The following is an 18,282-nucleotide window of genomic DNA, read 5'->3' as shown; positions in this document are numbered from 1 at the left end:
CTCAGGAGCGCAATCCTGATCTGACTGGAAGGAGCGAAGCCTCGTGAAGCCCGTTGCCGTTATCGGCCTCATTCTCTTCAGCGCATGGTGCGGGCCTACGCTCGCACAGGCGCCTGCCGATGAGGCGGAGGTTCGCGCGCAGCTGACTCCGAGGCATATGACGATCCTATCAAGCGAGATTGCCGGCAAGGTCGTCTCGCTCCCCTTTCGAGAGGGCGATGCCTTCGAGGCAGGCCAGGAACTTGCTGGACTCGACTGCTCGGCATTACAGGCTCGTCTGTCGCTTGCCCAGGCTCAGCTCGACCGTGCCGAGCGCAAACTCGTCGCGTTGAAGCAGCTCGATCAGCGCGGAGCGACTGGAAAGGTCGATCTCGATCTTGCAGTGATCGATACCACGGCCGCCAAGGCAGATCTCGAGGTTGCCAGGATCGACGTTGCGCATTGCCGTGTGCCGGCTCCGTTCTCGGGTCGAGTGTCTGAATCGAAGGTCCAGCGCTATCAATATGTAACGGTAGGTCAGCCGCTGCTCGATATACTCAGCGACAAGGAGCTCGAACTTGAGCTCGTGGCGCCATCACGCTGGCTCGCATGGCTGCAGGCCGGCGAGAAGCTGAGTGTGCGAGTTGACGAGCTGGAACGGACCTTTCCGGCAATCGTCACGCGCATCGGCGCTCGCATCGACCCGGTCAGCCAGACCGTCAAGATTTATGCACGGATCGATGGTGTCTTTCCTGAGCTTCGGACCGGCATGAGCGGCCTCGCGCAGTTTTCTCACACGGGGCTGGCGGCCCAGCAGCCATGAGCGAACCACAGGCGCGGCAGCTTCTGCGCATGACGTTGCTCGTGCAGCTGGAAGGGCGTGCCCGAAACGCGTCGCTCGACGAACTGATGTTCGTGATGGTCAACGAGACGCACGCGATTGTTCCCTATCGCCAAGCGCTTCTGTGGCGCAACAATGGGCGGCAGGGAAAGGTCGCGGCCGTTTCGGGCCTGTCGTCGACGGATCCGCACTCGCCCTTTCTGGCATGGATCGGTCGCATTGCGGCACACTGGCATCTCGGTACAATGAACGAGATCAGGGCTTTCCAGCCGTCTGACCTCCCAGAAGCTCTTGCGCAGGAATGGTCGGAGTGGCTGCCCCCACAGGTCTTATGGGTGCCGCTCGGCGATCCATCGCTCGGCGGATTGCTTCTGGCACGTGAGGAACCCTGGGCTACGAGCGACACCCAACTTCTCGACATCCTCCGGGATTGCTATGGACATGCATGGATGGCGCATCTCTCGCGGCGTGGCCTTGGCGAGCGTCTGGCGCAAGTCGGTCCGACCAGATACCGGGTTCTCGCAGGAGGAGCTGCCCTTCTCATCATGTGCGCCGGCTTTATTCCGGTGCGCCAGTCGGTGCTGGCTCCGGCCGAAATCATTCCGCGCGATCCTGCTGTGATCCGTGCGCCGCTAGAAGGTGTCATCGAGACGGTGGCGGTGCGGCCAAACGAAGCCATCCTCGAGGGACAAGTGCTCTTCACCCTCGACCCGCGCCGTCTGGAAAATCAATTGGAGATCGCCCGTCGGGCGCGCGAGGTTGCCGAGGCGGAACTCCGCCAAGCGCGACAGCTTTCCGTGGCGGACCAGAAGGCACGCGCATCCCTGCCCGTCCTTCAGGGCAAGCTCGACCAACAGGCAGCAGAAGCGGCATATCTCACGGACCAGCTGTCGCGGATCGTCGTCAAGTCCCCGAAGGACGGTTTGGCCGTCTTCGACGACCCGAACGAATGGCTTGGCCGTCCCGTTGCCATCGGCGAGAGGGTCATGCAGGTGGCTGATCCGAAGAAGGTGGAAATCGAGGTTCGACTGCCCGTTGCGGATGCGATTGACTTGGACGCCGGTGCTCCGGTTCGCCTCTTCCTCAACTCAGATCCTGAGAACCCGCGCGACGGAACCCTGACCTTTGCGTCCTATCGCGCCCAACGCGGCGCAGACAATCTACTGACTTTTCGGATCAAGGCTCAGTTGAGCGAGAATGAGTCGCCCCTGCGGATTGGTTTGAAAGGAACTGCCAAGCTCTATGGTGAACAGGTGACCCTCGCCTATTATCTGTTCCGGCGTCCCATTGCGGCTGCGCGTCAATGGCTGGGGCTCTAAATTCGCCCATCACAGACGCGGTCGGCCTCACGGAGGAGACGTCACGGTCTTCCTTCGCGCCCCTGCGAGACGAACTCACCCTTGAACCTGGACCGAGCCTCCGGGATGGATCACCGTCCTGGACCCTCCATGATCCTGCCGCCAACCGCTTTTTTCGCATTGGGTGGCGCGAGTTCGAGATCCTTTGCCGCTGGCATCTGGGCTCGGGGAAAGACATCGCAGAACGCATTCGAGCGGAGACTGCGCTCGATGCCGACGAGGATGATGTGGAGACCTTCGGGCGTTTTCTTCTCACAGCCAACCTGCTACGCCTCCCAACGGCGGAAGGGACGAAACGCCTCCTGACACAGAAGGCCGCACGCAAGCAGAGTGTCTGGGCCTGGCTTCTGCACCATTACCTGTTCATCCGTGTTCCGATCCTGCGGCCGGATCGCGCACTCGCGACAGCATTGCCGCGATTGAAGTGGCTCTATTCGTTCCGGTTTCTCCTGATCACGATTATCGCGGCGCTTGCAGGCCTCTACCTTGCTCTTCGTCAGTGGGATGTGTTCTCGGCTTCATTTCCGTGGTTCTTCTCGTTGGAGGGCGCATCCATTGCGGGGCTGTCGCTCTTTCTGTCCAAATGCCTCCATGAACTGGGCCACGGGCTGACCGCAAAGCGCTTCGGCTGTCGCGTTCCGAGCATGGGCGTTGCGTTTCTGGTCCTGACACCCGTGCTTTACACGGACACGACCGAGGCCTGGCGCCTGCGTGCGAGATCCAAACGCCTGGCGATCGGCAGCGCAGGCGTCGCAGCTGAGTGCTGCCTCGCCGCGTATGCCCTGTTGCTATGGAGCTTTCTGCCTGACGGTATTCTCCGCAGCGTCGTCTTCGTGTGGGCGACAACGACGTGGTTCCTGACGGTTCTGATCAACATGTCGCCGTTCATGCGTTTCGACGGCTACTATCTGTTGGCGGATATTCTCGATGTGCCGAACCTTCAGGAGCGCTCATTCGCCCTCGCACGCCATTTCCTCCGCGAGATCATGTTCGCTTTCGGCGATCCTCCCCCAGAATTCTGGTCAGGAAGCATGCGCCGCATCCTCATTCTCTATGCGGTCACGACCTGGATCTATCGGCTTGTTCTCTTTCTCGGCATCGCGTTTCTCGTCTACCATATGTTCTTCAAGGCGCTCGGCATCGCGCTGTTCGCGGTTGAGCTTTGGTGGTTCATTGCAGGCCCAATCATCAGAGAATTTGTCACCTGGGGGCGTCGGCGCGAATCCATGAAGCTCAATCGCCAAACGATTGTCACTCTCTCGCTTGTGGTTCTTGCCTTCGTCATCGTCGTCTTCCCGTGGCGCAGCAACATCCACGCACCGGGCTTGCTCATCGCTCAAGTCCGATCCGACGTCTTCGCCCATGCGGCCGGTCAGATCACCGCAATTCGCGTGAAGGTCGGAGAACGGGTTTCGGAGGGCGACATCCTGTTCCGGATCGCTTCTCCAGATATCACCTACAAGGCCGCGCAAGCTGAGCGGAAGGTACAGAACCTCGCGGATCAGATTGCGGCAATGCCCCAGGATGCGGAGTCTTTGGCACGATCGCGGATCCTGATGCGTGAATGGGACGGTGCCAAAGCGGAGCGAAACGCCCTGGCGGTTGAGCTCAACCGTCTCGACATCAGGGCTCCGGTTTCCGGAACCATCGTTGAGCTTGCTGATCCGTTGGCGCAGGGCGAATGGGTCAAGCTGGGAGAGAAACTCGCGTCAATCGCCGACCTTTCTGCAGATCGTATCGAAGCCTACATGGACGAAACCGATTTGGCCAGGATACGGCCCGATAGGCCCGCGACGTTCATCCCTTATGACGCGACCAACGCGAAGATCGGAGCGACAGTCGTTTCTGTCGACAAGACCGCTCTGCGATCAATGTCCCATCCGGAGTTGGCATCAATCAACGGCGGCCCCATCGCCTCCCGGCAGGGTGCCAATGAAACGGTCATTCCAGAACTTCCGGTCTATCGTGTCATCCTGGAGCCTCATCAGCCGACCGCGTCGTCCAGGGTTGAGATTGGGACCGTCCTTCTGAGCAGCGAGCCGGAAAGTCTTTTGAGGCAGGCCTGGAGGCGTTTCGTCACGGTCCTCATACGAGAGAGTGGATTCTAAGGGTTCTGCCGCGCATCTATTGTTCGCTCCGACCGGAGTTTACTTTTGACGGCTCTACGGCGAAGTTCGTTGTGCCCTGGCCGGGTTACTGCAACAATGCCGCAACACTCGTAGTCTATTTTTGGCACGATCAGCCCAACAGGCTGCTGTCGTATCAAACTGACGGAACGCATATGGATAGGGCCCGCTCATGAAGAAGATTGGATTTCTCTCGTTTGGGCACTGGTCCCCCTCCCCGCACTCGCAGACACGCTCGGCTCGTGACGCCCTCCTCCAGTCCATCGACCTTGCAATAGCGGCCGAGGAACTCGGCGCGGATGGCGCGTATTTCCGCGTCCATCACTTCGCGCGCCAGCTCGCCTCGCCGTTTCCGCTGCTGGCCGCGATCGGGGCAAAAACCAAGCGTATTGAGATCGGTACGGCCGTCATCGACATGCGTTACGAGAATCCTCTGTATATGGCCGAGGACGCCGGGGCGGCCGACCTGATCAGCGGAGGACGTCTGCAGCTTGGCATCAGCCGCGGCTCACCTGAACAGGTGATCGATGGCTGGCGCTACTTCGGCTATGTGCCTCAAGAGGGACAAGGCGACGCCGATATGGCCCGCCATCATACGGAAGTGCTCCTCAATGTGCTCAAGGGTGAGGGGTTTGCCGAACCGAACCCTCGTCCGATGTTTCCGAACCCACCCGGCCTGCTGCGCCTCGAACCGCACGCGGAGGGCCTGCGCGAGCGCATCTGGTGGGGGTCAGCGTCCAACGCGACCGCTGTCTGGGCCGCGCAGAAAGGCATGAATCTGCAGAGTTCGACCCTGAAGGAGGATGAGACAGGCGAGCCCTTCCACGTCCAACAGGCCAAGCAAATCCGCCGTTACAGGGAAGCCTGGAAGGAAGCAGGACATGCCCGTGAGCCTCGGGTATCAGTCTCTCGTTCGATCTTCGCGCTCGTGGATGAGCGCGACCACGCTTATTTCGGGCATGGCAAGGACACTGACCAGATTGGCGTCATCGACAAAATGCAGGCGATCTTCGGCCGCTCCTACGCCGCAGAGCCAGACAGACTTGTGGAAGAGCTCAAGACGGACGAGGCCATTGCCGAAGCCGACACGCTCCTTCTAACCGTGCCGAACCAGCTTGGTGTCGATTACAACGTTCATGTGATCGAAGCCATTCTGAAGCATGTCGCCCCGGCATTAGGCTGGCGATGACCGTTGAATTGTCAAACATGTCGTGAACGGAACTGCACCAAGTCGAAGCTGGTCACAGGATGAACTATCTGTGAGCCGTAGTTTCGGATACAGAGCGGTCTCGCTCCACAAGCAGCGCCAGGTCGGGCCTGTCAGTCGTAAAAGCCGACACGCCGAGATCGAAGGCATGTCTGATTGCAGGAATATCATGGGCGGCGAACACCCCTAATTCCACTCCGAACGCTGCACATAACTCTCGGTCTCTTTCTTGAATATGTTCAATTCGCAAGGCGATTTCGCGTACGCCCGCAGCGCGTGCCCGCTCCGCGTAAGGAGCAACCTGGCGCCCTTCGGATTGGTATTCCTGCTCGCGAACTAAGTGAATGGTCGGCAGGCCTGGAGCCTGTGCCACCACTTCTCGAAGCACCTCAAGCTCAAATGCCGTCACCGTCGTGCGCTGGAGCAAGTCATGCTCGCGCAACGCCGCCAGGGTCTCTCTCTCCAGACCCGGATATCGGCTCCGATCCGCCCGGTACTTGATCTCCAACCGCAAAGCCGGACGTCCCTCCGCCAAGATATCCAGGACCTCGGACAGGCTCGGAAGCCCTTCCCCGTCGGTGTCGTGCAACTTGAGGGCCTTCAGGGTGTTCCAGTCCTGATCCGCGATGGGGCCGGTGCCCTCGCAAGTCCGCCCTAGAACCGCATCGTGATGGACAACCAAGACGCCGTCCCTGGTTCGGTGAACATCGAACTCGATAAAGTCCACGTCCAGCAGAATAGCGTTGCGAAACGCCATGCGGCTGTTCTCGGGCCACAGCTGAGCCCCGCCGCGATGGGCTGCGATTTTCGTCCTACGTGGCATGTCCGTTTCCTGCTTTCGACCATCCAGACCAAAGAATAATAGCAAGGCGGCAAATTGTCTTGCAATCTTCATATTCTGCAATTTATCTTGCAGCATCTTAGCCGTTAGGATGGTGAATGCTGTTGGAAGAAGTCATCGCCGAGCGCCGCGACGAACTCACCGCATCCGACCTTCGTCTGATCGATGTGCTTCTGCTCGACAAGACGGAAGGCAGCTTTCTTCCAGCGCACGAGATTGCCGAGCGGGCTGGTGTCCACCCTTCCACGGCAGGGCGCCTCGCCCGCAAGCTCGGCTTCGAATCTTACCGCGCCATGCGGGAAGAGCTTCGCAATGCGGTGCTATCGGACCTCGACGCTTCCAAGCGGGTCCGAAAACGCGTGGACCGGGCGGCCGGCCAGACGTTGCTCCAATCGGTCATCGACGGGGAAATCAGGGCACTCAGCGCCCTTGCGTCCCAGGTCGACCAATCGACCCTCGACCGCACGACCCAATGGCTCGGAGCGGCCCGGCGCATCTTCGTGCTGGGCGAGGGTCATGCCAGCAGCCTTGCGGAGATATTCGCTCGTCGCCTCAAGCGCTCGGGCTACCAGGCTTCCGCGCTCGCCCATTTGGATTGGGAAGCCGCGGATGATCTGATGGGCCTGACGGAAGACGACCTCCTGTTCGGGATGATCTTTCGTCATGAAGATCCCGGCATCGAGCGCGCTTTCGCGCTGGCGGCCGAACTCGGTGCCAGGACCGTCCTTCTAACGGACCGTGCGGCACCGCCAGAAGCGAGCCTTGTCATGACTGTCCGCCGGGGCGAGGCCGGGGAATTCCACTCTCTTACGGTGCCCATGGCGATCTGCAACACCCTGATCCTCGAACTCTCGCAGGCTGACAAAGGGCATTCCCTTGAAGCCCTGGGTCGGTTCGAGACCCTGCGTCGCATTTTCGAAACCGCGAAGACCCCACGGCGCAGGCGTTGAAACGCGCAAGCCGTTACGCCCACCGCCAGAGCGGGACAAAGGAGGAAGCAATGTCGAGACAAAGATCCCACACCCTGCATGCCGGCCTTGCAGTCCTTTTGGCCACCACGTTTCCGGCGATGGCTCAGAACGATGACCGTCCCAGTCTCACGGTCGCGGTGAACGAACTGGCCCGCAGCCTCGATCCCGGCGAGAACACCGGTAACGTGGACGTGCGGATCTACTATTCGATTTTTGACACGCTTATCCGGCGTGACTTCGCCCACCCAACCGCCGATGGCGGCGCCAAGCTCGTACCTGGCCTTGCGGAAAGCTGGTCCTGGACAACGCCCACGACCCTTGAGCTCAAGCTTCGGCAGGGCGTCACCTGCCACGATGGCAGCCCTTTCAACGCCAACGACGTTCTTGCGACCTTCGCGGCTGAGCGTCTTTGGGGGCCTAACGCCTTTTATCCTGATGGGCAGGCCTATTTCGGCGGGCTCAAGAGCGTCGAGAAGGTCAACGACAGCACGGTACGATTTATCACCAGCGAGCCTGACGCATCCCTGGAGCATCGACTTTCCAGCTACCAGTCCTTCGTGATCTGCGATGAGGCTTGGACCAAGTTCAAGAAAGACGGTGTCGACCATAAGGTCTGGATGGACGAGGCTGCGAAGGCGCTGCGCTGGAACCCTGTCGGAACAGGCCCGTATAAGTTCGTGGATTACCAAAAGAACGATCGCGTCAAGCTCGAAGCGTTCGACCGCTATTATGAAGGCAGGCAGGCCGCCAAGGCGATTACCTTCAAATCCGTGCCGGAAGTGGCGGCCCGCATCGCCGGACTCGTTGCAGGGGATTACGACCTTGCGGTCGAGATCCCACCGGACCAGTGGGAAAGCCTCAAGGCCTATCCCGACATAGCCTTGAAGGTCGTGCCGCTTGAGAACAGCCATATCGTCGTATTCAACACCAACGATCCATTACTCTCCAACAAGAAGCTGCGTCACGCGCTGAACCTCGCCATCGACCGCAAGGCGCTTATCGACGCGCTCTGGAAGGGCCAGACTTTTACACCCAACGGCTACCAGCTTCCAAGCTTCGGACCTCTCTACGACAAGAACCGAAACGCTTACGGATATGACCCCGAGAAAGCCCGGCAACTCCTCAAGGAAAGCGGATACAATGGCCAGGAAATCTCCTATCGCCTTATCCCCAACTACTACCTCTACAACGTCGAGGCGGCGCAAATCATACAGGAAATGTGGCGCGCCATCGGGGTGAACATACGCATCGATTTCGTGGACAGCTTCAAGGAAGTCCGCAAGGCCGGCGTCCAGATCTTCCCATGGTCGAACACCTACCGCATCCCCGACCCCACAGGCTCTCTGCTGGTGCTTTGGGGACCCGATACCGATACGCAAAAATCGCACAACCTCTACAAGGCGAATCCCGAGTTCAACGTTCTCGCCAAGACGCTCTATTCGGAAACCGATCCGGCTAAGCGCAAAGCGACCTACACGCGGATGCTGGACTTGTTCGAGGACGATATGGCCATGACCATGCTCTACAACCCTGTGACGGGTTACGCCATGAAGAAGACGGTGCAGTGGCAGCCCTATGCTCAGTACTATATGGACTTTCGCCCCTCGAATCTCTCCTTTGGATCCAAATAGGTGGCGCCGATCCTATCAGTCGAGGGCTTGAGCGTCGGTTTCCTGACGGACCTCGGCTTCAGGGAAACCGTACATGAGGTCAGCTTCTCCGTCGAGCGGGGCAAGACCCTTTGCATCGTCGGAGAAAGCGGCAGCGGGAAGAGTGTCGTCTGCCAAGCGATCCTCGGCATCCTAGCCCGAAATGGGCGTCGGACCGGCGGGCGTGTCCTGTTCGAGGGGCGCGACCTTTGCACGTTCTCCGAACGTGAGATGGAGACAATCCGGGGCAAGGGGATTGGAATGGTGTTCCAAGACCCACTTGGCTCGCTGAACCCGATTCATACGGTCGGGCGGCAGCTGCGTGAAACGCTCATCCTGCACACGGACTTAGATGAGAGAGGGCGGCAGCGCCGCGCGGTCGAGCTACTGCGTATGGTAGGTATCCCGGAACCGGAGCGACGCCTGGCTTCGTATGCACACCAATTCTCGGGTGGCATGGCACAGCGCGTATTGATTGCCATGGCGCTCGCCTGCAATCCGAAGCTGCTCATCGCCGATGAGCCTACAACGGCTCTCGACGTGACGATCCAAGCACAGATCCTCGATCTTCTGAACCGCCTGAAGACGGAAATCGGCATGGGAATCCTCTTCATTACGCATGATCTCGGTGTCGTAGCCGAAATGGCAGACGACGTGGTCGTCATGCGGCACGGGCGCCAAGTCGAAGTTGGCTCAATTCAGGACATCTTTGTCCGCCCCCAAATGGCCTACACGCAGGAGCTGCTGGCCTCCATGCCACACCTCAACCGCAAGGCGCCTATTTACCGGGAGAATGCCTGAGATGCAGGAACCCCAACGGTCCGGCCCGCTTTTGCAGGTCACCGGCCTCAAGCGTTATTTCGGGTCGGGACATGAGACCTCGAAGCACGCCACCATCAAGGCCGTCGAGGATGTGACCTTCCAGCTCCGAGCAGGCGAGACACTGGGTCTTGTGGGCGAGAGCGGATGCGGAAAATCCACGACAGGGCGTATGATCGTGGGCCTCGAGCAACCTACCACCGGAGCAATCGCATTCCGCGGACAAGATCTCTCGGGCTTGTCTGCGAAGGAATGGCGCGCCAAGCGCCGCGAATTGCAGATCGTTTTCCAGAACCCGCAATCCGCTCTTGACCCACGCCTCTCCGTTCGGCGGCAAATCCGCGAGCCTCTCGACCTGCACCGGATCGGCGCTCCCTCCGAGCGCGAGGCCGCTGTCACGGAACTCATGGAAGCCGTGTCTCTACCGCACGAATTAGGTAACCGCTTTCCTCATGAGATTAGTGGCGGACAAGCACAACGTGTGGTCATCGCCCGCGCGCTCACCCTGAAGCCGAGCCTAATCGTATGCGACGAACCCGTCTCAGCCCTTGACGTCTCCGTGCAGGCTAAAGTCGTCGCGTTGCTGGAAGAATTACAAGCGCGGCTGGGTGTCTCCTATCTGTTCATCTCTCACGACCTGCGCGTGGTGAAGATGCTCAGCCACCGGGTCGCGGTGATGTATCTCGGTCAGATCGTCGAAGAAGGACTGACCGACGAGCTTTATGACGAACCGCTACATCCCTATACCAAAGCGCTTCTGTCGGCGATTCCAGATATTGCCATGGCGTTGCGCCGGCATGATTCCCGGCGCATCGTGCTGCAGGGAGACCCGCCAAGCCCCGCAGCCCCGCCGGCCGGGTGCCATTTCCACACCCGCTGCCCCTTTGCCCGGGAGCGGTGCCGGCACGAGATGCCGGCCCTCCGAGCCATTGCTGGAGAAGGCATCACACACAAGGCGCGGTGCCACTTTGCGGAAGAGCTGAAAGTCGCGTCATGACCCGTCCTCTCGTCATCGCCCATCGAGGTTATTCGGCACGCTATACGGAGAATACCCTCACGGCCTACCGCGCTGCGATCTCTGCGGGTGTTGACCTCGTCGAAAGCGACGCACGTCTCTCGAAAGATGGCGCAGTTTGGTCATGCCACGACGCGACCCTCGAACGCCTTACAGGGGATAAACGGGCCGTCGCGAACCTCACCAGCATGGAATTGGGGAGCATCGTCCTTCCGGGTAATGAGCGCCTTGTCATGCTGCGCGATGTTCTGGCTCAGGTTGCACCGGAGCGAAAAGTGTTGATCGACGTGAAGACCGTCGAGTCAGACCTCATCTATGCCATCGTGCGCGATGTCAAAGAGGCGCAGGTGCAGGATCGAGTGTGGATCGGGATGCGCAGTCCCGATCAGATGCGCCGGGCACGAAGGCTTGAGCCGCGCCTTTCCTTCCTGGCCTTTCTGCCGGACTACACCTTGGCAGACACATTCGAAAGCGCAGGCGCCACCGTGCTGAGGGTTTGGGAGGGTGACCTCGACCGGCCGGAGACTGCGGCGCTTCTCAAGGAAAGGCAGGTCTGGGTAACGGCAGGAGGGCGTGGAACCCGGTTGGACGTGGGCGACACGACTCGCGACCGTCTCCGGCGCATCCTTGACCACCGACCCAGCGCCATCCTGCTTAACGATCCATTGATGCTGGCCGGGATGGCGACGATGTCTGCACCGGACGACAGTGAGGGTGGCTCAACGACATGAACAAGGGAATGCTCACTACGAAGCTCGTTCGGGGCCTCCTGACGATTTGGCTCATAGTCTCCTTCACGTTTATCGCCCTCAACCTGTCCGGCGATCCGATCGAGGCATTGGTGGGAGATCAGGCCTCCCCGGCCGTCATTGCTCACTATCGCGAAAAGTTCGGGCTCGACCGGCCTCTTTGGGAGCAATACCTCTCGTATCTGGGCAACATCGTGCAGGGCGATTTCGGTCTTTCCCTATCCGACCAGAAGCCCGCCGTGGATCTGATTGCGGCAGCCCTGCCCTACACTCTGCGTCTGGGTCTGACAGCTTTCATATTCGGCCTGATACTGGGCATCGTGCTGGGCATCGTTGCCGCGCTCAACCGCAACAGCTGGATCGACCGCTTCGTCATGAGCTTTGCGGTTCTGGGCTTTAGCCTTCCCAACTTCTTTTTGGGAATTCTTCTGATCCTCCTCTTCGCGCTCCGCTGGCGGGTCCTGCCGAGCGCGGGGGCCGACACGGCATGGCATCTCGTCCTGCCGGTTATCACGCTTGGCACGCATTTCGCCGGGATCTTCGCGCGGTTCACGCGGTCGGCCATGCTCGAGGTGCTGAACAAGCAATATATGGTGGCGTCCCGTGCCAAGGGTGCGCCACGGTTGCGTCGCATCCTGTGGCACGCCCTGCCCAATGCCGCGATCCCCATCGTGACTGTGGTCGGGCTCAAGCTAGGCGACCTCGTGGCGGGATCGATTATCGTCGAAACCGTATTCGCTTGGCCAGGCATCGGACGCCTCCTCGTAGGCGCGGTCACATCTCGGGATTTCGCCGTCGTGCAGGCCATTCTCATCATGGTGGCCGTCACGATGGTTTTGGCAAATTTCGCGGTCGATTTCATCTATACGTTGATTGATCCCCGGATGCGGGCGGTTCCGCAGGAAGGCAGGAGGCCATGACCCTCGCTCTCCCCTGGCGCCGGTGGGGCCGTACGGCTCCGACTAAAACCAGACAGCGCTACCCTGCCGTTGTCGTGCTGGCGATGCTGTTTATCGTCTTCCTTTTCTGCATCTTCTGCTTCGCTGACGTTTTGGCCCCGTATGACTACCGCGCCCAATCCCTGCGTCATCGCTTGGCGCCTCCGATCTTTCTGGGCGGCACAGGCACCCATTTTCTAGGCACCGACGAACTCGGACGCGATGTCCTAAGCCGCCTGATCTACGCGATCCGGTTCAGCATTCTCGTGGCACTCGGGGGCACTGCGATCGGCGCCTTGGTCGGGACGATGCTGGGCTTCCTGGCGGCTCACTTTCGGGGACTGGTTGAGGAAATTATCATGATGTTGGCGGACGTGCAGGCCTCCCTGCCGTTCATGCTCATCGCGCTCGCTCTGATCGCGGCTTTTGGCGGCAGCTTTCTGCTCTTCATCTTCATCATGGGCTTCTACGGTTGGGAGATCTTCGCCCGTCTGACACGCGGTGTCGTCATTTCGGCGCAGGGCCAGGGTTATGCTACTGCCATGACGGCCCTCGGAGCCACACCATGGACGATCTACACCCGGCATATCCTTCCCAACATTATGAGCGTGCTCATCGTCCAATTCACGCTGAACTTTCCGCAGGTCATCCTTCTGGAAACCTCGTTGAGTTTTCTTGGACTTGGAATCAGGCCGCCTCTCACTAGCCTGGGCCAGATGCTAGGCGCCGGACGCGCCTACCTGACGACCGCATGGTGGATCGCAGTTCTGCCCGGCACCGTGATCTTCCTGACGACCATGTCAATTTCGATCCTGGGCGATTGGATTAGAGACCGCCTCGATCCGACCTTGCGCGGAAGCTCATCGTAATTTCACCTGCAATCCTCGCAGGTTGAGATGTGAGCCGCACTGCTCCTCATTTATCAAGCCCTCACAGCACTCTTCCTCATAGTGCTCGCTGTTCCAGCACCACACTCAGCGGCGGTGCTCTGTCATTCCGGGGCGAGCATCGCGAGAGCCCGGAACCCATAAGTGCTGGCAGTTCAAGATAGAGAGCTATGGCAGCCGCTGCGTTCCTTTCCGGCGCCGTCAGCGGCAATGGGTTCCGGGCCCGGCCCGCAGGGCCGTCCCGGAATGACAAGGGGAGTTAGCGTCCCGCCTCCAGCAGGCCCGAACCAGGGCCGGACATCGGAAGATGAAGCGACGCTCACTGCATGGGCGGAATGTTCTGGTTCATCCGGAACATATTGCGCGGGTCATAGCGTCCCTTGATGTGAGCCAAGCGGTTGTAGTTGTGCCCGTAAATCTTTTCGATCCGGTCGGTCTCATCCTCGGGGATAAAGTTGACATAAGCGCTGCCCATCGCGAAGGGCTCAGTCGCCCGGAACAGGTTTCTCGCCCAGGCGACGCAGGCATTGTCATCCTTGTTCTCGCGCCAGCGGGTGTGGACGTTCATGACGAAATGCGCGGCGCGCTGCGGATAGGCCGTCGCATCGGGCGCGACCCGGCTCATGGCGCCACCGATCTGGGCAATGAAGACCTCGCATTCCGGCCCAGGAAGGGTACGGATGGCCTGGGTGAGCACGTCGAGGGCCTCGTCAGGAAGGGTCTCGAAGTCGTGGCTCTTCCAGTAGTTGCGAGCCCCCGTCGTCAGGAGCGGGTCAAACGCGGCCTGCCAGTCCACGAGCCGGTGGGGGCCGACCACATCGGCAATCGGCTGACCGAGAGAGCGGATTGGCCGCGTTGCCCGCTCACCTTCGGCGAAGTCACCCGCGTAACACATGGCGAAAATCATCACCTCGCGCCCATGCCACTCGGCCGGCAGGAACGGGAGCGGCGGCGCCTTGCGCATCACCACCCAGCATGTGAGTTCCTCAGGCGCGTTGATCACAGCCTCCCGGTAGGATCTCAAAAGCTCCTTGGCATGATCGAACGGATGCACCACGAGCCCGGACAGGACCTCTGGTCCGACCGGATGCAGGTTGAAGTCAAAGGCCGTCACGACCCCAAAGTTTCCCCCACCGCCCCGGATCGCCCAGAACAGATCCGGGTTTTCACGGGCGCTGGCCGTCAGGAGCTGTCCGTCGGCGGTCACGATGTCGGCCGAGACGAGGCTGTCGATGGTAAGACCGTATTTCCGCGTGAGCCAACCGAACCCGCCACCGAGCGTGAGCCCAGCGACCCCGGTGGTCGAGTTGATCCCCGTCGGCACGGCAAGGCCAAATGCCTGGGTTTCACGGTCGAGATCTCCCAGCGTCGCGCCGGGCCCTACCCAGGCGCGCTTGGCCGTGGGGCCCACCCGGACGAAGTTCATCGGCGACAGGTCGATCATCAGTCCACCCTCGCAGACCGCGTTCCCGGCGATGTTATGCCCACCTCCCCGAATGGCCACGACCAGCTCGTGCTCCCGCGCGAAGTTCACGGCCTGGATGACGTCGGAAGCGCCATGGCAGCGCACGATCAGCCCAGGCGAACGGTCGACCATGCCATTCCAGATGCTGCGCGCCGTGTCGTACCCATCCTCGTCCCGGGTCAGTGTCCGGCCCCGCAAGCCGCTCTTGAGGGCCGACAGGATCTCAGGCGGAATGGTTGCAGCTTGTCCATTGACGGTGGCAATCGAGACGGGCGTCATCTGGGCTCTCCTCGCTGGGAGGGTTGAGGGCCGCGCCGGGGCCCGGCGGATCGGTCCGCGCCTTCGCAGGCCGGAAGCGAGTGGCCCTAAATTGCCTCACATCGGCCTTGTTCCGGAACGGGCGATCATGACAAACTGGAGGGGCGAGACTGCCAAGGGGAGATTTCCGATGCTCCATGTGGCTGTTCTACTTCTCAATGGCGGATGCGCCTCGACTGCCTTGCTCCCTTTGGAGATCTTCCGGAACGCGGGCGTACTGTGGAATCTGCTTACCGGGCGTGCCCCCGCCCCCCGGTTCCGCGTGACCACCGCTTCTCCGGGCGGCGAACCGGCCGTGACGGACCGGCTGGTTTCGCTCATCCCGTCCTGCGCCATGGAAAACGTAGAACGCCCGGACATCGTTTTCGTCCCTGCCGGCGGATTGCCCTTCGAGACGCTGGTGCGCACGGGATATGCCATCGACGCAGTGATCGAGCGCAATGCCGCGGTCATTCCCTGGCTTCAACGCTGGGCTACAGAGGGTGCCAAGATCGCGGGGGTCTGCTCCGGTGTCGCTCTCATGGCCGAAGCGGGCCTGCTCGATGGTAAGCGAGCGACCACGCACTGGGGGCTTACCGACACCTACCAGAAGCGGTTTCCCCATGTGGACTGGCAACCGGAGTATCTCATAACGGATGCCGGCAATGTGTTCTGCGGCGGCGGCGTCAACTCCGCCGCGGACTTGAGCCTCTACCTGGTCGAAAGGTTCGGCAGCCACGATCTTGCCCGCGAATGCGCCAGGGCTCTCCTGCTGGAGATGCCGCGGACCTGGCAGGTCGCCTTCGCAGATGTGGCGCTCCGCACCGATCACCGCGATGAGAGCATCCGGCGCGCTCAGGACTGGATTCACACCCATTTCCAGCGGTCCATCAGTCTGGACGCCATTGCCGTGCAGGTGGGCATGAGTCCGCGAAACTTCGTTCGCCGCTTCAAGGCGGCAACCGGCCATACGCCCTTGAGCTATATGCATGCCATCCGCATGAACATGGCGAAAAGGCTTCTTGAGGAGGAACATCAAACCATTCAGGAAGTCAGCCAAGCTGTTGGTTACGGAGATGTCATGTTCTTCCGCGATCTCTTTAGGCGCCACACGGGCATTGGTCCCGCGGAATATCGAAACCGCTTCGGGAGCCATCTTCATGTCCGATTACCGAACGGCGTGCGGGCCTCCAAGCGTGGCCTCTCGGCCGGCGGGTCCTGGACCTTCTAGTCACTTCATATGTGGCAGATCGGGTGGATACGAGGACCTTCGCAACAGGTTATGATCTCCCATCAGCAAGGCTCGCCCGCCATGTTGGAAACCGGGAAGGAGACGACAATGCCAATCTTCCTAGACCGTCATGACATGAAAGGCACGAACGCAACGGAGGTTGCGGAAGCGCACCTCAAAGACCTGTCGATTCAGGATCGCTATGGGGTCAAGTTCCTGACCTATTGGTTCGACGAAGAGCGGGGAACCGTCTTCTGTCTGATCGATGCCCCAGACCATGAGACAGCCCAGCGGGTTCATCAGGATGCCCATGGACACGTAGCCGGCGAAGTCATTCAGGTTGCACTCTCAACAGTGGAGGCGTTTCTGGGACGCATTAGCGATCCGCACTCCTCTCCTCAAGCCGACAACCGAAATAAGGAATCCGCGCATCGCACCATTATGTTCACCGACATCGTAGGATCGACAGAGATGACAGTTCGGCTTGGCGACAAAGCTGCCACCGAACTTGTTCGCGTCCACGATGCCTTGGTGCGGCGCGCGCTCGCCCATCATGACGGACGCGAGATCAAGCACCTTGGCGACGGCATCATGGGCTCATTCGACTCGAGCGAAGCCGCATTGAAATGCGCGGGCGAAATTCAAACCTCCTTCGAATACTATAACCGCGCGAGCGCGGAGCCTATTCATATCCGCATCGGGTTAGATTGCGGCGAGCCCGTGGAGGATAGTCACGATCTATTTGGATCGACTGTGCAATGCGCATCCCGGATGTGTATGGAAGCTGGTTCCGATCAGGTTCTTGTTTCGCCAAATGTTCGCGCGGAGGTCGCAGAAATATTCAAATTCATCGATCGAGGTTCGAGATACCTCAAGGGCTTTCAACAACCGACACAGATTTTCGAGTATGAATGGCAAGTAAGCTATTCAGGGTGACCGCCTAAACGCTACTTGCTATAACTAAATAACGCTGACGTTGAGCACGACCGCATTCGATATATTTCGGTAGCCCCTCTTGCGCAACCGAGGAAGGAGGGTTCTCCCTCCTCTCTTGCAGAGCTCGTCCTTAAGCCGATTTCCTACGTTTCAATGCAGAGAACGCAAGCCCCGCGGCAACAATTCCACCAATTGCCCATTTAAAGGGGAGAATATCCGCCTTCTCACTCCGAATGGGCAACACCGCCACAGTTCCCGGCCGGCTTTCATAACCTACTTTGCCTTGCGCTTTGGCGTCTGCGATTTGCTGAGGTGAGACTTCCCATTCCGCGCCGCGAACGCGATCAATATACATCCAACCGATACCAACGATGGCACCAACAATGAGGGACGCAAGAATACGGACAACCATGCCGTGACCTTTCTGGTTCTATTTGAGAGCACCGCTCGCTATCGCGCCGCGAACAGGAGGAGCACCCAACCTCCATTCACTCCCAAGATTCTGTCGGGGTTTTAGTTTCTTTACCGACTAGGAGTCGAGTCTTATAAATGGAGGGCACCTTTCAACTTGCTCGGGATGCGCTACGTTTCAGTGTTTCCATGCCGCCAATAGCTGACGATAAGACGGTCGTTTCTATGCAAACGCGGATGCTCTTGAGCGGTCATCCGAACGGCCTTGAACGAAGAGTGTTCCATCCCGGCCACAAATACAGCTGGACGTCATGATCGGGCCATATCAAGGTCGAGAAGGCATCTTGAAGCAATGTGGTCGTGCCGGCCTCGGCTCCATTGCGATGTAACCAACGAACGTGGATTCCGGGACGTGCGATAAGGCCTTGTTCCTCACCGACATTGTCGACTTCCAGCACGGCAATGCCCCGCGCGTTCGACGGCAGATTCTCCAACATGCGCGCGACGGCGGGAACCGCCGTTTCGTCACCAAGAAACGCATAGCAATCGGCCGTGCGCAGCC

17 protein-coding genes are annotated in these 18,282 nt (G+C 60.0%); 13 read left to right on the top strand and 4 right to left on the bottom strand.

The window, feature by feature from the left end:
• Positions 1 to 43 precede the first annotated feature (43 nt).
• From LJD17_RS08475 to LJD17_RS08460, 4 genes are all read left to right on the top strand, one after another.
• Positions 44 to 802 carry an efflux RND transporter periplasmic adaptor subunit gene (locus LJD17_RS08475; protein WP_227383748.1) on the top strand — a complete coding sequence of 253 codons (759 nt, stop codon included), beginning with the start codon at positions 44 to 46 and terminating at the stop codon, positions 800 to 802.
• Complete coding sequence (locus tag LJD17_RS08470) at positions 799 to 2,139, top strand: efflux RND transporter periplasmic adaptor subunit (protein ID WP_227383747.1); 1,341 nt, start codon at positions 799 to 801, stop codon at positions 2,137 to 2,139. Before LJD17_RS08475 ends, LJD17_RS08470 begins: the two co-directional genes overlap by 4 nt.
• The gene (locus tag LJD17_RS08465) at positions 2,124 to 4,286 is read left to right on the top strand and encodes an HlyD family efflux transporter periplasmic adaptor subunit (RefSeq protein WP_227383746.1); all 2,163 of its coding nucleotides are present in this window, start codon (positions 2,124 to 2,126) and stop codon (positions 4,284 to 4,286) included. The genes LJD17_RS08470 and LJD17_RS08465 overlap by 16 nt, the downstream gene beginning before the upstream one ends.
• Positions 4,287 to 4,476: 190 nt before the next feature.
• Positions 4,477 to 5,493 carry an LLM class flavin-dependent oxidoreductase gene (locus LJD17_RS08460; protein WP_227383745.1) on the top strand — a complete coding sequence of 339 codons (1,017 nt, stop codon included), beginning with the start codon at positions 4,477 to 4,479 and terminating at the stop codon, positions 5,491 to 5,493.
• 64 nt (positions 5,494 to 5,557) lie between these two features.
• Here the strand turns inward: LJD17_RS08460 and LJD17_RS08455 are convergent, their stop codons facing one another.
• On the bottom strand, positions 5,558 to 6,334 hold the full coding sequence (locus tag LJD17_RS08455; protein ID WP_227383744.1) for a glycerophosphodiester phosphodiesterase: 777 nt from the start codon (positions 6,332 to 6,334) through the stop codon (positions 5,558 to 5,560).
• Positions 6,335 to 6,450: 116 nt separating this feature from the next.
• Here LJD17_RS08455 and LJD17_RS08450 point away from each other — a divergent pair, with 116 nt between their 5' ends.
• The 7 genes from LJD17_RS08450 to LJD17_RS08420 are packed head-to-tail and all read left to right on the top strand — an operon-like array spanning position 6,451 to position 13,362.
• Positions 6,451 to 7,302, top strand: a complete 852-nt coding sequence (locus LJD17_RS08450) for a MurR/RpiR family transcriptional regulator (RefSeq protein ID WP_227383743.1) — start codon at positions 6,451 to 6,453, stop codon at positions 7,300 to 7,302.
• A 50-nt stretch (positions 7,303 to 7,352) separates the two neighbouring features.
• Positions 7,353 to 8,954 (top strand): ABC transporter substrate-binding protein, encoded by a 1,602-nt coding sequence (locus LJD17_RS08445; protein ID WP_227383742.1) that lies wholly within the window; start codon positions 7,353 to 7,355, stop codon positions 8,952 to 8,954.
• Positions 8,955 to 9,773, top strand: a complete 819-nt coding sequence (locus LJD17_RS08440; protein WP_227383741.1) for an ATP-binding cassette domain-containing protein — start codon at positions 8,955 to 8,957, stop codon at positions 9,771 to 9,773.
• 1 nt (position 9,774) lies between these two features.
• Entirely contained in the window at positions 9,775 to 10,788 is a 1,014-nt protein-coding gene (locus tag LJD17_RS08435) for an ABC transporter ATP-binding protein (protein ID WP_227383740.1), read from the top strand.
• On the top strand, positions 10,785 to 11,537 hold the full coding sequence (locus tag LJD17_RS08430; protein ID WP_227383739.1) for a glycerophosphodiester phosphodiesterase: 753 nt from the start codon (positions 10,785 to 10,787) through the stop codon (positions 11,535 to 11,537). The genes LJD17_RS08435 and LJD17_RS08430 overlap by 4 nt, the downstream gene beginning before the upstream one ends.
• Positions 11,534 to 12,475 carry an ABC transporter permease gene (locus LJD17_RS08425; RefSeq protein ID WP_227383738.1) on the top strand — a complete coding sequence of 314 codons (942 nt, stop codon included), beginning with the start codon at positions 11,534 to 11,536 and terminating at the stop codon, positions 12,473 to 12,475. The genes LJD17_RS08430 and LJD17_RS08425 overlap by 4 nt, the downstream gene beginning before the upstream one ends.
• Complete coding sequence (locus tag LJD17_RS08420; RefSeq protein WP_227383737.1) at positions 12,472 to 13,362, top strand: ABC transporter permease; 891 nt, start codon at positions 12,472 to 12,474, stop codon at positions 13,360 to 13,362. Before LJD17_RS08425 ends, LJD17_RS08420 begins: the two co-directional genes overlap by 4 nt.
• 337 nt (positions 13,363 to 13,699) lie before the next feature.
• On the opposite strand, the gene LJD17_RS08415 is transcribed toward LJD17_RS08420, so the two are convergent.
• A complete protein-coding gene (locus tag LJD17_RS08415) occupies positions 13,700 to 15,124 on the bottom strand; it encodes an FAD-binding oxidoreductase (protein WP_227383736.1) in 1,425 nt (474 codons plus the stop codon).
• A gap of 169 nt (positions 15,125 to 15,293) precedes the next feature.
• Between LJD17_RS08415 and LJD17_RS08410 the strand changes: the two genes are divergently transcribed.
• Positions 15,294 to 16,373: a GlxA family transcriptional regulator gene (locus tag LJD17_RS08410; RefSeq protein WP_227383735.1), complete on the top strand. Its 1,080-nt coding sequence runs from the start codon at positions 15,294 to 15,296 to the stop codon at positions 16,371 to 16,373.
• A 108-nt stretch (positions 16,374 to 16,481) separates the two neighbouring features.
• Positions 16,482 to 17,309, top strand: a complete 828-nt coding sequence (locus LJD17_RS08405) for a nickel-binding protein (protein WP_227383734.1) — start codon at positions 16,482 to 16,484, stop codon at positions 17,307 to 17,309.
• A 130-nt stretch (positions 17,310 to 17,439) separates the two neighbouring features.
• Here the strand turns inward: LJD17_RS08405 and LJD17_RS08400 are convergent, their stop codons facing one another.
• Together LJD17_RS08400 and LJD17_RS24010 are read right to left on the bottom strand one after the other, a co-directional pair.
• Positions 17,440 to 17,721, bottom strand: coding sequence for a hypothetical protein (locus tag LJD17_RS08400; protein WP_227383733.1), 282 nt, complete (start codon positions 17,719 to 17,721; stop codon positions 17,440 to 17,442).
• A 250-nt stretch (positions 17,722 to 17,971) separates the two neighbouring features.
• Positions 17,972 to 18,280 (bottom strand): siderophore-interacting protein, encoded by a 309-nt coding sequence (locus LJD17_RS24010; protein WP_264478351.1) that lies wholly within the window; start codon positions 18,278 to 18,280, stop codon positions 17,972 to 17,974.
• Positions 18,281 to 18,282: the final 2 nt, after the last annotated feature.

The sequence above is a fragment of the Microvirga rosea genome (genome assembly GCF_020595095.1).
Taxonomy (GTDB): Bacteria; Pseudomonadota; Alphaproteobacteria; order Rhizobiales; family Beijerinckiaceae; genus Microvirga; species Microvirga rosea.
The sequence above is the reverse complement of the archived record's forward strand: the minus strand, read 5'-3'. Positions and strand labels throughout refer to the sequence as shown.

Bases quoted from the DNA above. Each gene is read 5' to 3' on its own strand.
- LJD17_RS08470 (WP_227383747.1), top strand. From the start codon at position 799: ATGAGCGAACCACAGGCGCGGCAGCTTCTGCGCATGACGTTGCTCGTG.
- LJD17_RS08465 (WP_227383746.1), top strand. From the start codon at position 2,124: ATGGCTGGGGCTCTAAATTCGCCCATCACAGACGCGGTCGGCCTCACG.
- LJD17_RS08460 (WP_227383745.1), top strand. From the start codon at position 4,477: ATGAAGAAGATTGGATTTCTCTCGTTTGGGCACTGGTCCCCCTCCCCG.
- LJD17_RS08455 (WP_227383744.1), bottom strand. From the start codon at position 6,334: ATGCCACGTAGGACGAAAATCGCAGCCCATCGCGGCGGGGCTCAGCTG.
- LJD17_RS08450 (WP_227383743.1), top strand. From the start codon at position 6,451: ATGCTGTTGGAAGAAGTCATCGCCGAGCGCCGCGACGAACTCACCGCA.
- LJD17_RS08445 (WP_227383742.1), top strand. From the start codon at position 7,353: ATGTCGAGACAAAGATCCCACACCCTGCATGCCGGCCTTGCAGTCCTT.
- LJD17_RS08435 (WP_227383740.1), top strand. From the start codon at position 9,775: ATGCAGGAACCCCAACGGTCCGGCCCGCTTTTGCAGGTCACCGGCCTC.
- LJD17_RS08430 (WP_227383739.1), top strand. From the start codon at position 10,785: ATGACCCGTCCTCTCGTCATCGCCCATCGAGGTTATTCGGCACGCTAT.
- LJD17_RS08425 (WP_227383738.1), top strand. From the start codon at position 11,534: ATGAACAAGGGAATGCTCACTACGAAGCTCGTTCGGGGCCTCCTGACG.
- LJD17_RS08420 (WP_227383737.1), top strand. From the start codon at position 12,472: ATGACCCTCGCTCTCCCCTGGCGCCGGTGGGGCCGTACGGCTCCGACT.
- LJD17_RS08415 (WP_227383736.1), bottom strand. From the start codon at position 15,124: ATGACGCCCGTCTCGATTGCCACCGTCAATGGACAAGCTGCAACCATT.
- LJD17_RS08410 (WP_227383735.1), top strand. From the start codon at position 15,294: ATGCTCCATGTGGCTGTTCTACTTCTCAATGGCGGATGCGCCTCGACT.
- LJD17_RS08405 (WP_227383734.1), top strand. From the start codon at position 16,482: ATGCCAATCTTCCTAGACCGTCATGACATGAAAGGCACGAACGCAACG.
- LJD17_RS08400 (WP_227383733.1), bottom strand. From the start codon at position 17,721: ATGGTTGTCCGTATTCTTGCGTCCCTCATTGTTGGTGCCATCGTTGGT.